This is a genomic window from Rhizobium bangladeshense, assembly GCF_001662075.1.
Taxonomy (GTDB): Bacteria; Pseudomonadota; Alphaproteobacteria; order Rhizobiales; family Rhizobiaceae; genus Rhizobium; species Rhizobium bangladeshense_B.
This window is the reverse complement of the sequence record NZ_LYPL01000005.1, coordinates 1-14,321: the sequence shown is the minus strand read 5'-3', so window position 1 is coordinate 14,321 and position 14,321 is coordinate 1. Positions and strand designations below refer to the sequence as shown.

12 protein-coding genes are annotated in these 14,321 nt (G+C 62.1%); 8 read left to right on the top strand and 4 right to left on the bottom strand.

Annotated features, from left to right (window positions below):
- Positions 1-12: 12 nt before the first annotated feature.
- Together araG and A7X77_RS11825 are read right to left on the bottom strand one after the other, a co-directional pair.
- Positions 13-1,518 carry an L-arabinose ABC transporter ATP-binding protein AraG gene (gene araG / locus A7X77_RS11830; RefSeq protein ID WP_064683117.1) on the bottom strand — a complete coding sequence of 502 codons (1,506 nt, stop codon included), beginning with the start codon at positions 1,516-1,518 and terminating at the stop codon, positions 13-15.
- A gap of 68 nt (positions 1,519-1,586) precedes the next feature.
- The gene (locus A7X77_RS11825) at positions 1,587-2,570 is read right to left on the bottom strand and encodes an arabinose ABC transporter substrate-binding protein (RefSeq protein ID WP_064683116.1); all 984 of its coding nucleotides are present in this window, start codon (positions 2,568-2,570) and stop codon (positions 1,587-1,589) included.
- Positions 2,571-2,733: 163 nt separating this feature from the next.
- On the opposite strand from A7X77_RS11825, the gene A7X77_RS11820 reads away from it, so the two are divergent.
- The 4 genes from A7X77_RS11820 to A7X77_RS11805 all read left to right on the top strand — a co-directional run bounded on the left by A7X77_RS11820 (position 2,734) and on the right by A7X77_RS11805 (position 6,082).
- Positions 2,734-3,534, top strand: coding sequence for a FadR/GntR family transcriptional regulator (locus A7X77_RS11820; protein WP_432431338.1), 801 nt, complete (start codon positions 2,734-2,736; stop codon positions 3,532-3,534).
- A gap of 64 nt (positions 3,535-3,598) precedes the next feature.
- Positions 3,599-4,747: a galactonate dehydratase gene (gene dgoD / locus A7X77_RS11815; RefSeq protein WP_064683114.1), complete on the top strand. Its 1,149-nt coding sequence runs from the start codon at positions 3,599-3,601 to the stop codon at positions 4,745-4,747.
- Positions 4,748-4,840: 93 nt separating this feature from the next.
- A complete protein-coding gene (locus A7X77_RS11810; RefSeq protein ID WP_064683113.1) occupies positions 4,841-5,236 on the top strand; it encodes a DoxX family protein in 396 nt (131 codons plus the stop codon).
- Positions 5,237-5,302: 66 nt separating this feature from the next.
- On the top strand, positions 5,303-6,082 hold the full coding sequence (locus A7X77_RS11805) for an SDR family oxidoreductase (RefSeq protein ID WP_064683112.1): 780 nt from the start codon (positions 5,303-5,305) through the stop codon (positions 6,080-6,082).
- Between the two features lie 18 nt (positions 6,083-6,100).
- Here A7X77_RS11805 and A7X77_RS11800 read toward each other — a convergent pair whose 3' ends face one another.
- Positions 6,101-7,321 (bottom strand): adenylate/guanylate cyclase domain-containing protein, encoded by a 1,221-nt coding sequence (locus A7X77_RS11800; protein WP_064683111.1) that lies wholly within the window; start codon positions 7,319-7,321, stop codon positions 6,101-6,103.
- Between the two features lie 202 nt (positions 7,322-7,523).
- Here A7X77_RS11800 and A7X77_RS11795 point away from each other — a divergent pair, with 202 nt between their 5' ends.
- The 4 genes from A7X77_RS11795 (at position 7,524) to A7X77_RS11780 (ending at position 13,104) form a co-directional block, all read left to right on the top strand.
- Entirely contained in the window at positions 7,524-8,705 is a 1,182-nt protein-coding gene (locus A7X77_RS11795; RefSeq protein ID WP_064683110.1) for a phytanoyl-CoA dioxygenase family protein, read from the top strand.
- Between the two features lie 71 nt (positions 8,706-8,776).
- Entirely contained in the window at positions 8,777-9,598 is an 822-nt protein-coding gene (locus A7X77_RS11790; RefSeq protein ID WP_064683109.1) for an SDR family oxidoreductase, read from the top strand.
- A gap of 93 nt (positions 9,599-9,691) precedes the next feature.
- Entirely contained in the window at positions 9,692-10,603 is a 912-nt protein-coding gene (locus A7X77_RS11785; protein WP_064683108.1) for an SMP-30/gluconolactonase/LRE family protein, read from the top strand.
- A 254-nt stretch (positions 10,604-10,857) separates the two neighbouring features.
- Positions 10,858-13,104 (top strand): glycoside hydrolase family 2 protein, encoded by a 2,247-nt coding sequence (locus tag A7X77_RS11780; RefSeq protein WP_064683107.1) that lies wholly within the window; start codon positions 10,858-10,860, stop codon positions 13,102-13,104.
- 6 nt (positions 13,105-13,110) lie between these two features.
- Here A7X77_RS11780 and A7X77_RS11775 read toward each other — a convergent pair whose 3' ends face one another.
- Positions 13,111-14,226 (bottom strand): ABC transporter ATP-binding protein, encoded by a 1,116-nt coding sequence (locus tag A7X77_RS11775; protein ID WP_064683106.1) that lies wholly within the window; start codon positions 14,224-14,226, stop codon positions 13,111-13,113.
- Between the last annotated feature and the right edge of the window lie 95 nt (positions 14,227-14,321).

The window sequence follows — 14,321 nt, the reverse complement described above, 5'->3', positions numbered from 1 at the left end:
GTATTCCTGATCTTAAATGGTGCCGGCGGCGTTCTTGTCGGGCAGTGCCGCCGTCAGAATGCTGCGCTCGTCGAAATCCGGCCGGGCGACATTGGCCGCCACCCTGCCCTGGCACATCACCATGATGCGATCGCAGATGCCCGTGACTTCGGGCAACTCGCTCGATATCACCACGATCGCCATGCCGCCGGCCGCCAGCTCATAGAGGATGTCGTAGATTTCCGACTTCGCCCCGACGTCGATACCGCGGGTCGGCTCGTCGATGACGAGAACCTTGATGCCCTGCTCGGAGAGCCAGCGCCCGAGAATGACCTTCTGCTGGTTGCCGCCGGAGAGATTGATGATGTCCTGCTTGCGCGAGGGCGTTCGCACCCGAAGCCTGGCGATAAATTGGTCTGCCTGTGCCGCCTCCATCTTCGGCTTCAGAATGCCGAAGGGCGAAAAGTGCCGGCGTGATGAAATGGTGATGTTCTCTTCGATCGACCGACCTTGGATGATGCCGTCGAATTTACGATCCTCCGGGCAGAGCACCATGCCGGCCTTGATGGCAGCCTTCGGATTGTTGGACGAGACGGCAATGCTGTCGATCGTGACCTGGCCCTGATCTCTGGCATCGGCGCCACAAAGCAGCCGCGCCATCTCACTGCGGCCGGCGCCGATCAGCCCGAAGAAGCCGAGAATTTCGCCCTGGCGCACGGAAAAACTGATCGGATTGCGCAGCCTCGGCCCGGATAGGCCCTTGACCTCCAGCCGGATGTCGCCGAGCGCGCGTTCGCGCCATCCCCAGACATTGCTGATCTCGCGCCCGACCATTTCCGAAATGACCTGTTCGCGCGTCGTCTCGGCAATCTCAGGGTGATGGGCGGCAAGCTTGCCGTCGCGCAGCACCGTCAGGCTGTCGCAAAGTCGAAAAATCTCGTCGAGACGATGCGAGACGTAAAGGATGACGGCTCCCCTCGCCTTCAGCCTGCCGATCAGCGAAAACAGGATTTCGCTTTCACGCGAGGAAAGCGAGGAGGTCGGCTCGTCGAGCGCGATCACCCGCGCGTCGAGCATCACGGCCTTGGTGATCTCGATCATCTGCCGCGCGCCGATCGAAAGGGAGCTGACCTTGGCCGACGGATCGACATCGATGCCGATCTCCTCGAGTTTCGCGCGTACCGTTTCGATCAGCGCCTTCGACTGGATGACGCCGCCCTTGGCCGGAAAGCGGCCGAGCCAGAGGTTTTCGGCGACCGTCAACTCCGAGACGAGCTGCAGCTCCTGATGGATGACGACAATGCCGGCATGGAAGGCGTCGCGCACCGAGCCGTATTTCTGCTCCTCGCCATCGATGAAGATGCTGCCGTCATCGGCGGCCTGATCGCCGGAAAGCACGCGGATCAGCGTTGATTTGCCGGCGCCGTTTTCGCCCATCAGGCCGTGGACGGCGCCCTTCTCGACGGCGAAGGAAACATTCGCCAGCGCCTGCACGCCGGGATAGCCCTTGGAGATATTGTTGAATTCGAGGAAAGCCATCACCGCTCCGCCGAGAAGGATCCGGCAGCACGCTCGAGTGCTGCCGGATTGACATCATCCGGAGATGATCACTCGATGCCAAGATCCTTGCGGACCTTCTCGTAGTCGCCGCGCAGCGCCAGCGACCCGGAGGTCAGCGTCAGCTTTGCCGGCTCCTTGCCGTCGGCGATCCAGTCGTACATGTTCATCGCCGTCTCGTAGCCATGACGCTTCGGCGAGATGATGACGGTGCCGAAGAAACCCGTCGCCGCCGGCTTCTTGAATTCGTTGATCGCCGATTCCGCCCCGCCGATGCCGACGCCGATGATGTTGGCCGCCGGGATGCCGACCGATTCGGAAGCACGGACGGCGCCGAGGACGGCTTCGTCGTTGAGGCCGAAGGCGACCCAGTATTTCACATCGGCATGTTTGTTGAGAACGGTGGTCGCGGCATTGAGCGCCGCTTCCGTATCGGTCTTCGCCTGCGGCGCGTCATAAATATTCTCGGCCGGGAAGCCGGCTGACTTCAGCACCGAAATCGCACCCTCGACGCGATCGACCGCGGTCGGCAGCTGATCGTAAGAAACCCGGATCGCGCCGACAGTCTTCATGTCCCAGCCACGCTTCTCGATCTCGTTGACGATGGCCTGCCCGACGGTCTCGCCGATCTTGGTGGCCGAAATGCCCATATGCGGCACGTCTTCCAACGGTTTGCCGTCGGCGCTGACGAGGCGGTCGTCGACCGTCATCAGCTTCAATTGGTTGGCTCCCGCCTTGGCGACAATGCCCGGGCCGAGCTTGACGTCGGGCGTGCAGATGATGAAGCCCTGCGCGCCCTGGGCGCCGAGATTGTCGATCGCCGACTGAACCTTCTCGCCGTCTTCGGCCCCGATCTTGACGACGGTGAAGCCTTTTTCTTTCGCTGCCTGGTCGGCGAATTTCCACTCGTCCTGGAACCACGGCTCCTCGGGCTGCTTGACGATGAATCCAATCTTCACGTCGGCGGAAAATGCCGAGCCGGCTGCCAGGATGGCGAAAGCGCCAGCCACAATAGCTGCTTTGAACAAGCGCATGTCTCTCTCCCTAAACTCTGAAATCGAGCCACTGCCTCCCCGGCAGTATCCAGTGAATTATGTTAAATCATCATACCAGTCAATTGCCAATGTATGATGATTGGAATAATAGGATACAGCAAGAGCCGGGAGGGCCCGTCGCAAAGCCGATCGAATTCGGATAATGAGGTCCGGTTGCTTCCCGGGAGCAAGTTGCGGAGAGGTGAAGTTGGAATCTGAGGGACAGGGCCGAGCGGAAAGCTCCAGCAGCAGCGAACGCCGGCCGCGCGTACGCCGCAACGTTACGGCGGCGATCGCTCAGGATATCTGTGCGGATCGCTACCCCTCGGGCTCGCCGCTGCCCCGCGAGAACGATCTCTGCGAACTCTACGGTGTCAGCCGCACCGTCATTCGCGAATCATTGAAAGTGCTGGAATCCAAGGGGCTCGTTCGCGGCAAGCCACGGGTCGGAACGACCGTTTGCGACAGGGACGAGTGGAATATCCTGGACGCCGAGGTACTCGACTGGATGGGGCCTTACATCAAGGACTTCGACCTGTTGGGCTGCATTCTCGAAGCACGGCGCACCATAGAGCCGGCAGCCGCCGAATATGCCGCCGAACGCGCCAGCGCCCAGGAGATCGCCGATCTCGACAAGGCCTGGCGGCAGATGCGCGACAGCGCCGGCGAACCGGAAAGCTTCACCGACGCCGATGTGATGTTTCATACCGTGCTGCTCACCGCCAGCCACAACCAGGTCTTCCGCCGCCTGTCGAGCGCCATCCATGCGGCGCTGAAATATGCATTGCATGCTTCCAACGTCGCCGTCGAAAACCGGGAGGATGCGGTGCTCGTTCACGGCGAACTCGTCGAGGCTTTGCGCATGCGGGACAAGGCCGGCGCCCGCGAATGCGCCAACCGCATGCTCGATCTTGCGGTGCGCGACCTTGCCGCGGCCGAAAAGGTGATCGGCAGAACGAATTAGTCGATCGCACCCGCCTCTGTGAAATGCCGCCGATCTCAACCCCAGGAAGTGCTGAAGAACCGCGATGAAGATCACCAAACTCACCACCTATATTGTTCCGCCGCGCTGGCTGTTCCTGAAGGTGGAGACCGACGAAGGTATCGTCGGCTGGGGTGAGCCGGTTGTCGAAGGCCGTGCGCTGACGGTCGAGGCCGCCGTCCACGAACTCGAAGACTACCTGATCGGCAAGGACCCCTTCCTGATCGAGGACCATTGGACGGTGATGTATCGCGGCGGCTTCTATCGCGGTGGTGCTGCCCATATGAGCGCGATCTCCGGCATCGACCAGGCGCTCTGGGATATCAAGGGCAAGGCCCTTGGGCAGCCGATCCATTCGCTGCTCGGCGGCCAGCTCCGCGACCGCATCAAGGTCTACTCCTGGATCGGCGGCGACCGTCCCGCCGATGTCGCCAACAATGCCAAGGAGGTGGTCGCCCGTGGCTTCAAGGCGATCAAGCTCAACGGCTGTGAGGAGATGCAGATCGTCGACACCAATGAGAAGGTGGAGAAGGCGGTCGACACGATCGCCGCCATCCGCGAGGCGGTCGGCCCGCATATCGGCATCGGCGTCGATTTCCACGGCCGCGTCCACAAGCCGATGGCCAAGGTTCTCGCAAAGGAGCTCGAGCCCTATAAGCTGATGTTCATCGAGGAGCCGGTGCTCTCCGAAAACAAGGAAGCGCTGCGCGATATCGTCAACCACACGTCGACACCGATTGCGCTCGGCGAACGGCTTTATTCCCGCTGGGACTTCAAGCAGGTGCTTTCCGACGGTTACGTCGACATCATTCAGCCGGATCTTTCGCATGCCGGCGGCATTACCGAATGCCGCAAGATCGCAGCCATGGCCGAAGCCTATGACGTGGCGCTGGCGCCGCATTGCCCGCTCGGTCCGATCGCGCTTGCCGCCTGCCTGCAGGTCGACGCCGTCAGCTACAACGCCTTCATCCAGGAGCAGAGCCTCGGCATCCATTACAACACCGGCAACGACATTCTCGACTACATCTCCAACAAGGAGGTGTTCCACTATGCCGACGGTTTCGTCTCGATCCCGCAGGGCCCAGGTCTCGGCATCGAGGTCGACGAAGCCTATGTCATAGAACGCGCCAAGGAGGGCCATCGCTGGCGCAACCCGATCTGGCGCCACGCCGACGGCAGCTTCGCCGAATGGTAAAGGGGAAAGGGTCGCGCGAGCGGCTCTTTTTCATCTTCTGTGTCGGAGATGGGGCCGCTCATCCGTCATAGTGGCAGTCAAGAGGAGGTTTTCATGGCCAGAGCAATCGCAATTTTCGCCGCCCGCATCATCTTCAGCTTTATCTTCTTCATGGCCGCCGGCTTCAAATTCGCCGATATCGGCGCGACTTCCGGCTATATCGCCGCTGCCGGTTTTCCAATGCCGACCTTCCTGACCTGGATCGCAGCCTTCTTCGAGATCGCGCTCGCCCTCGCCTTCATATCGGGCGCCTTCTTCCGCGAGGCCAGCCTGTTCGCAGGCATCTACGTGATTTTCCTCGCCTTCGCCTTCCACGGGCCGTCCCATTGGCAACAGAACCAGGCCGAATTCGGCTTCTTCGTCGATCACTTCACCTTCCTCGCCGGCCTGCTCTTTGCCGCCGTCCATGGACCGGAGAAATGGGCCCTCAAGCAGACGCTTCTCAGATAAGCGCTCATCCGGAACCAACTGCCGCGCCGTACATTGGCATACGGCAGAACGTCAAGGAGAGCGTCCATGGAGCTGAAGGGAAAGATCGCGTTGGTAACGGGCGCCGGTTCCGGCATCGGCAAGGCAGCCGCGTTGAAGCTCGCTGCCGAGGGAGCAAGGGTCGCTGCTTTGAGCCGGACGGCAGACGAAGTCGAAAAGACCTGCGCCGAGATCAAGTCGGCCGGCGGAGAGGCGATCGCGCTGACGGCCGATACCAGCGACGAGGCTCAAATGCGAGCCGCGGTGCAGAAACTCACCAATACCTTCGAGGGCCTGGACATCGTCGTCGCCAATGCCGGGATCAACGGCGTCTGGGCACCGATCGACGATCTGAAACCGGACGAGTGGGACAAAACGATCGCCGTCAATCTGCGCGGCACCTATCTGACCCTGCATCTGACGGTTCCGCATTTGAAGCAACGCGGCGGTTCGATTATCGTCGTCTCCTCGATCAACGGCACCCGCACCTTTACCACGCCGGGCGCCACCGCCTACACCGCCTCCAAGGCCGGCCAGGTCGCGATGGTCCAGCAACTCGCTCTGGAACTCGGGCGACACGACATCCGCGTCAATGCCGTCTGCCCCGGCGAGATCGAAACCAATATCAATGCCAATACCGCCAGTCGTGGTCGTGAAGAAACCGAGGTTCCGGTCATCTGGCCGGAAGGCGATATCCCGATCGCTGGCGGTAAGGCGGGCAAGAGCGAGGATGTCGCTGAAACCATCCTCTTCCTCGCCTCCGAGCGCGCCCGGCACATTACCGGCACTCCGATCTGGATCGACGGCGGCCAGGGCCTGCTGCGATAGCCGCGCGTCGTTAGACGGTCAGTCGGCTGCCAGCCGTGCGTTGTCCAAGGTGTAGAGTTCCTGTGCGCGCTGCACTCCGCGCAACGCATAACGCCCTACGCAGGCGAGCGCGGCGCGCTCTTCCTCCGGAATGGCCGCAGCAAAATCGGAGGAGATCAACAGGTTGAGATCGACCGAACGGCACATCGAGGCAATCCGGCTGACTTCGTTAACGGCGGGGCCGATGACGGTGAAGTCCAGCCGGTCCTGGCTGCCAATATTGCCGTAGAAGACATCGCCGATATGCAGACCAATATAGACGTCCGTCGTCGGCCTGCCATCGGCCGCGCGCGCGGCATTCAGGGTGACGAGCTTTTCCCGCAGCAGCGATTCGGCGCTGAGCGCCGCCCGGCAGGTCTCGGCCGGCACCTCGCCTTTGAATATGGCCAGCACGCCGTCGCCGATCAGCTTCAGCACATTGCCGCCGGCCTCGTGGATCGCCGAGATCGCCACCTCGCTGTAATCGTTGAGCAGCGGGATGATTTCCTCCGGCGGCACGCGATCGGAGATCTTGGTGTAGTTCAGGAGATCGGAAAACCAGAGGGCCGCCGAAATCCGCTCCGATTTGCCGCGGCTGATCTTGCCTTCCATCACCTGGCGCGCCGCATCCTCGCCGAGATAGACTTCCGCGATGGTGCGGGCGATGCGTCCGAGCGCGATGCACTTGATCGCCAAACCGAGCACCGGCACCAGCTTGCGCAGAATGGCGAGATCGTGATCGGAAAAACCTTGCGGGTGTTTGGTTGCGAAATGCGAGAAAAAGCAATCCATTTCGCCGATCGTGCCGGCTTCGCTGAAACGATGCATCATCGCCACGAAATCCGTATGGCCGGCTTCGGCGATCTTGTCGAGCATGGCGAAATCGATCGGATCGCCGAAGCCCAGACGTCGGCGCACCTCCCGCTCGTTGCCCGACCAAAGATGGTAGAAGGCCGAGCGCTGCCAATTCGCCGCCGCTTCGCCCGAACTCGTTGGACCATACTCGAATTCGGCTTGGATCTCCTCCACACTGTCCCAGCGGAAGGCGCGGCCTTCATGCACGGGGTGCAGTGTATCCATCAGCGCCAAGCCGCGGTCGAGTGGCAGGCCGGCCTTGCGGCAGGCCGCGCAAAAACCGGTCATGAGTTCGGCTTCCGAAACGCCCTTCAGTCCCTGCTCCGTAACCCAGGCCGCAATCGTGCTGACGTCGCTGTAATCCATGCCGCTTACCTCGCTCATATCAAGCTTTAGCCCAAATCCGGCCTCGATGGAAATCCGATTGGCTCAATCGCCGCCGGGCATGTTGTAGGGCGTGATGATTTCAACCGCCGACAGCAAGGCAATGGGCTTTTGATGGATTCCTGATCTACATCACCTCGCATCGCGGCGTATAGTGACTCATCGAAAACAGGGAGGAGCCTGGATGAAAACCGATAACCAGCAGAAATTGCGCGCCGACCGTGTCTGGCTCTCCGAAGATGTCTGCGATCTTGCCGATTTTCGCCGTCTTGCGGAAAAGACGACCGCGCTTGCCGATTACCCCACCGCGTCAGCGGTCGAGAAAAACATCCTGATTTATGACAGCCGCAAGGTGATGGCGGCGGTAGCTGAAGACCGGCGCGCTCTGCTGGCCGAAATCTGCGAGGCCTTCGGCGACGGCCCCGGCGTCGTGGTATTCAAACATGCTTACGAGGATACCGGCATCATCGACCGCGCCAGCGCCATCTTCGATGCGATCATCGAGGAGCAGCATCGCACCTCGACCGGCGGCGGCGACCACTTCGCCAAGCCCGGCGCGAACGACCGTATCTGGAATTCCCTGGAGAAGCATTGCCTCGCCGATCCTGAAAATTTCGGCGAATATTACGGCAATGCCATCATTGCTCTGGCAAGCGAAGCCTGGCTCGGCCCAGGCTACCAGATGACGGCGCAGGTCAACCGCGTCAATCCGGGCGGCGCCGCGCAATCGGCACATCGCGACTACCATCTCGGCTTCCAGTCGTCTCAGGTGGTCGAGCAGTTTCCGGCGCATGTGCACCGGCTTTCGCCGGTGCTGACGCTGCAGGGCGCGGTCGCCCATTGCGACATGCCGCTCGAAAGCGGCCCGACGCTCTTCCTACCGCATAGCCAGACCTATGTGCCGGGTTATCTCGCGCTGAAGCGCCAGGAGTTCCGCGATTATTTCGAAGCCAGCCACGTGCAGCTGCCGCTCGAAAAGGGCGACGTCGTCTTCTTCAATCCCGCCCTCTTCCATGCTGCCGGCACCAACCGCTCGACCGATATCAAGCGCGTCGCCAACCTCCTGCAAGTCTCCTCGGCCTTCGGCCGGGCCATGGAAACCGTCAACCGCGAAATAATGAGCGCCAAGCTCTTTCCCGCCCTGAAGACCTTGCAGGGCAGGCTCTCCCCCGATGACATCGCCAACGCCGTCGCCGCCTGTGCCGAGGGTTATTCCTTCCCCACCAATCTCGACCGCGACCCGCCGCTCGGCGGCCTGGCCCCGAAGACGCAGGCACAGCTGATGCACGAGGCGCTAAGGGAGGGCTGGAGCGAGGAAGCCTTTACGGCAGCGCTTGCCGAGCAGGCGCGGAAGAAATTGAGCTGACGTGGAAACCGGAGCCCCCGCACCCGCACGCGCGGGAGGCGGTTCGCCCATCATTACCAAGGAGGAACCCCATGAGCACAGACCATAGCCGTCTCGACGGCAAGATCGCCATCGTCACCGGCGGCACGCAGGGCTTGGGCGCCACCATTGCCCGTCTCTTTGCCGAACGCGGTGCGGCAGGCGTCATCATTTGCGGCCGCAACGAAGCCAAGGGCAAGGCAAAGGCCGCGGAGATTTCCGCCGCCACCGACGCGCGGGTCGTCTATGTCAAGGCTGACCTCGGCAAGGTCGAAGACGCGCAGAATGTCGTGTACGCCTGTGACGACGCCTTCGGCCGTGTCGACGCGCTGGTCAATGCCGCAGCCATCACCGATCGCGGCACCATCCTCGACACCAGTCCAGAACTCTTCGACGCCATGTTCGCCGTCAATGTGCGGGCGCCGTTCTTCCTGATGCAGGAGACGGTGAAGGTCATGCGCCGCGAAAAGACCGAAGGCACCATCGTCAATATCGGCTCGATGTCGGCCAAAGCCGGCCAACCCTTCATCGCCGCCTATTGCGCCTCCAAGGGCGCGCTCGAAACGCTGACGAAGAACACCGCCTATGCGCTGCTGCGCAACCGCATCCGCGTCAACGGCCTCAATATCGGCTGGATGGCGTCCGAAGGCGAGGACCGCATCCAGCGCGAATATCACGATGCCCCCGCTGACTGGCTGGAGAAGGCGGCGGCCAGCCAGCCCTTCGGCCGCCTCGTCGATCCGCATGAGGTTGCGCGCGCCTGCGCTTACCTGTCGTCGGCCGAATCCGGGTTGATGACCGGCTCGGTCATCTGCTTCGACCAGTCGATCTGGGGGGCTTACGACGGCTCGCCGCATCCGGTCGCCGCCCTCTGAAAAACTGGAGCCTGGCATTTCCGAACGTCGGGCTCTGGCACCTCCCTCCGTTTGTCGCTAGGAAAGTGACGGCATATTCAGGGAGGAACTGGCGTGGCCGACAATCCGCTTTATGACATCCGCGATGAACGTTTCGGCGCGTTGGCTATCGGCAGCGCAGCCCTTGAGGAGCTCTATTCCGGCTGCCGCTGGACGGAGGGGCCGGTCTGGTTTTCCGATCTGAACTGCCTGCTCTGGAGCGATATCCCGAACGAGCGCATGATGCGCTGGACGCCCGACGGTACGGTCTCCGTCTTCCGCTCGCCCTCCAACTACGTCAACGGCAACACCCGTGACCGGCAGGGCCGGCTTATCTCCTGCGAACATGGCGGCCGCCGCGTCACCCGCACCGAGATCGACGGCAGCATCACCGTTCTCGCCGACAGCTACAAGGGCAAACGGCTGAACTCGCCGAACGATGTCGTCGTCCATTCCGATGGCGGGATCTGGTTCACCGATCCGACCTACGGCATCCTGTCGGACTACGAGGGCCACAAGGCCGATCCCGAGCAGCCGACACGAAACGTTTACCGGATCGACCCTTCAAGCGGCGCAATCGAGGCCGTCGTCGAGGATTTCATCCAGCCGAACGGCCTTGCCTTCTCGCCCGACGAGACGAAATTCTATATCGCCGATTCCGGCTCGGCAAAACATGTCGTGCCGCGCCATATAAGAGTTTTCGACGTCGTCGACGGCAGGAAGCTCGCAAACAGCCGCTATTTCTGCAGCCTCGATGTCGGCAATCCCGACGGCTTCCGCCTCGATGTCAGCGGCAATCTCTGGACGAGTGCCGGCGACGGCGTTCATTGCTTTTCGCCCGACGGCACGCTCCTCGGCAAGATCAGGGTGCCGCAGACGGTCTCCAACCTCACCTTCGGCGGCCCCAAGAAAAACCGACTCTTCATCACCGCGACGCGCTCGGTCTATTCGATCTATACGAAGACCAACGGCGCCCAATTTCCGTGAGGATCAGGACCGGCTTGAAGATCGCCGTTCCGGGATGACGACTTGCATAAAAAAGGCTAAAGCGCGTCACACGAATGAGATTCGATGTGCGTGCTTCAGAGCGTGAGGCAGAAGTCTGTGAGCGGTTTCGGACAACCATCCTGTTCTGGCTGCCCGCAGATCCATTGCATCAAGAAGGGATGTTCCGATGACCCGATTTTCACGCGCCGAAGGGCGGCGCACCACTTCTGATGCCATGACCGGGAGAGCCTGAGATGCGTTCCGTCGTTTCCTTCAACGAAGGCTGGAGTTTCCATGAGGGCTTCGGGCAGCGCCTGCTCGAAAGCTTCGACCCCGCCAAATCGGTCAGTCTGCCGCATACCGCCGTCGAACTGCCCTTCAACTATTTCGACGAGACCAGCTACCAGCGCGCCTTCACCTATCAGAAGATGCTGCGCTGGCTGCCGGAATTCGAGGACCGCGAGGTCTCGCTCGTGTTCGACGCCGCCATGGCCGACAGCGTCGTCTATCTGAACGGCGAAGAAATCATCGCCCACAAGGACGGCTACACACCCTTCGAGGCCCGCCTCACCGGCAAGCTCCTCAAGGGCGAGAACCTCATTACCGTCAAGATCGACGGCAGCGAAAACCCTACCATTCCACCCTTCGGCGGTCGCATCGATTATCTCACTTATGCCGGCATCTATCGCGACGTCTGGCTGAAGGTCACCGACCCGGTGTCGATCCGCAATCTGAAGATCGAAACCACGGACGTCCTTGCCCTGGAAAAGTCGGCAACCGTGCGCGTCGATATCGCCAATCCCGAGGGCCGCAGCTTCTCGGCGACCGTCACCGCCACGCTGAAGCATTCAGACGGCACGGTGATCGCCACCGCAGCAACCGAGACGATCGGCGACCGCACCAGGCTTTCCTTCGGCGGCCTCACCGGCATGACGCTCTGGGACATCACCGACCCCACGCTCTACGAGGTCACTGTCGAGCTCCGGACCGAGCACGGTTCCGACCGCGTCTCCTCCCGCTTCGGCTTCCGCACCGCCGAATTCACGCCGGAAGGTTTCCTCTTGAACGGCAGGCCGCTCAAGCTGCGCGGCCTCAACCGTCATCAGTCCTTCCCCTATGTCGGTTATGCCGCCGGCCGCTCCGCCCAGGAGCGCGACGCCGACATTATGAAGACGGTGCTGAAGTGCAATATCGTCCGCACCTCGCATTATCCGCAGTCGAAATGGTTCCTCGACCGCTGCGATGCGATCGGCCTGCTGGTCTTCGAGGAGATCCCCGGCTGGCAGCATATCGGCGATGCCGACTGGCAGAAGGAATCGATCGAAAACGTCCGCCGCATGATCGAGCGTGACTGGAACCATCCCTCGATCGTCATCTGGGGCGTGCGCATCAACGAGTCTCAGGATAATCACGATTTTTACGCCGAGACCAATCGCCTCGCCCGCGAGCTCGACAGCACCCGCCAGACCGGCGGCGTGCGTTACATCACCGAGAGCGAGCTGCTCGAAGACGTCTATACGATGAACGACTTCATCCTCGGCAACGAGGAACTGCCGGGCGCCAACCGCCCGCGAACCGTGTTACGCGGTCAGCAGGAGAACACCGGCCTGTCCCGCAAAGTGCCGTACCTCATCACCGAGTTCAACGGCCACATGCACCCGACGAAGATCTATGACCAGGAGCAGCGCCAAGCTGAGCATGTACGCCGTCACCTGGAGGTGCTGAATGCCGCCTATGGCGACCCCGATATCTCGGGCGCGATCGGCTGGTGCATGTTCGATTACAACACCCACAAGGATTTCGGCTCGGGCGACCGCATCTGCTATCACGGCGTCATGGACATGTTCCGCGAGCCGAAATTCGCCGCCTATGCCTATATCAGCCAGTGCGACCCGTCCGACGAGATCGTCATGAAGCCGGTGACCTTCTGGGCCCGCGGCGAGCGTAATATCGGCGGCGTGCTGCCGCTGATCATCCTGACCAATTGCGACGAGGTGGAACTGCAATATGGCGGGCTCAGCAAGCGCATCGGCCCCGACCGCGAGAATTATCCGCATCTGCCGCATCCGCCCGTCGTGCTCGATCATCGCCACTTCACTGCCGACGAGCTCGGCACCTGGGGTCTTGAATGGATCGACGGCACCTTGACCGGTTATATCGGCGGCGAGCCGGTGGCGAGCCTGACGTTTGCCGCCGATCCTCTGCCGACGACGCTGGAAATCGTCGCCGACAGCCACACGCTGAAAGCCCGGGAACGCGACAACACCCGCATCATCATCCGCGCCCTCGACCAATGCGGCCAGCGCCTGCCCTTCATGAACGACAGCATTGCGCTGAAAGTGCATGGACCCGGAAAAATCGTCGGCCCGACCAATGTGCCGCTGCAGGGCGGCACCGCCGGCTTCTGGCTGGAGGCGACGGGTCTTGTCGGCGAGATCACCGTCGAAGCGATCTCCTCGCGTTTCGCGCCGGTGACCCTTACTGTGACGGCCGCCGCCTGACGGCCATCACGCAATTCGCATCTGGCTGTCTGGATCGAAGAACACGGCCTTGTCGAGATTGAAGGCCAGGCGGGTGTTTTGTCCCGGCGCGATGCCGGTATCGGCGCGCAGGCGGGCGACGACGGATTTGCCGCCGAGCTTGGTGACGGCGAAGGTGTCGGAGCCGGCCGGTTCGACGACCTCGATCAGGCAATCGTCCTCAGTCAGCGAGCGCGCCTTGCGGTCGGCGCCGTCCGGATCGGTCAGCGCTTCCGGGCGGATCCCGAAGATCACCTGCTTGCCGGCATAGGCCGAGAGACCGTTGGCGCCGGCGACCACAGGCAGCCTCAGCGCGGCGCCATTCGGCCGCTCCAGCGACACGGCAAGCCCGGCAGCGCCGGCCTCGACGGTGGCATTGAGCAGGTTCATCGCCGGCGAGCCCATGAAGTCGGCGACGAAGAGATTGGCGGGGCTGTTATAGATCTCGGCCGGCGTGCCGAACTGCTGCAGCACCCCGTCCTTCAGCACGGCGATCTTGGTCGCCAGCGTCATCGCCTCGATCTGGTCGTGGGTGACATAGACGAAGGTGGTGCCCATGCGCTGATGCAGCCGCTTGATCTCGGTGCGCATGTCGACGCGCAGCTTGGCATCGAGATTGGAGAGCGGCTCGTCGAACAGGAAGACCTGCGGATTGCGCACCAGCGCCCGGCCCATGGCGACGCGCTGGCGCTGGCCGCCGGACAGCTGCGACGGCTTGCGGTCGAGCAGATGGCCGATCTGCAGCATGTCGGAGACCTGTTTGATCGCCCTGGCCCGCTCCTCCTTCGGCACGCCGCGGATCTCCATGCCGAAGGCGATGTTGCCCGCCACCGTCATGTTCGGATAGAGCGCATAGGACTGGAACACCATGGCGATATCGCGCTTGGACGGGTGCAGGCGGCTGATATCGCGCCCGTCGATGCGGATATCGCCCGACGTGATCGTCTCCAGCCCGGCAATGGTGTTGAGCAGGGTCGACTTGCCGCAGCCGGACGGGCCGACCAGCACCAGGAAGCCGCCCTTTTCAAGTTCGAGATCGATGCCCTTGAGGATGTCGACGGCGCCGAAGCGTTTTCTGAGACCGGAGATTTCCAGGAAGGCCATGACTTACCCTTTGACTGCGCCCGCCATCAGGCCACGCACGAAGTAGCGGCCGGCGAGGATATAGACGATGAGCGTCGGAACGGCGGCGATCATCG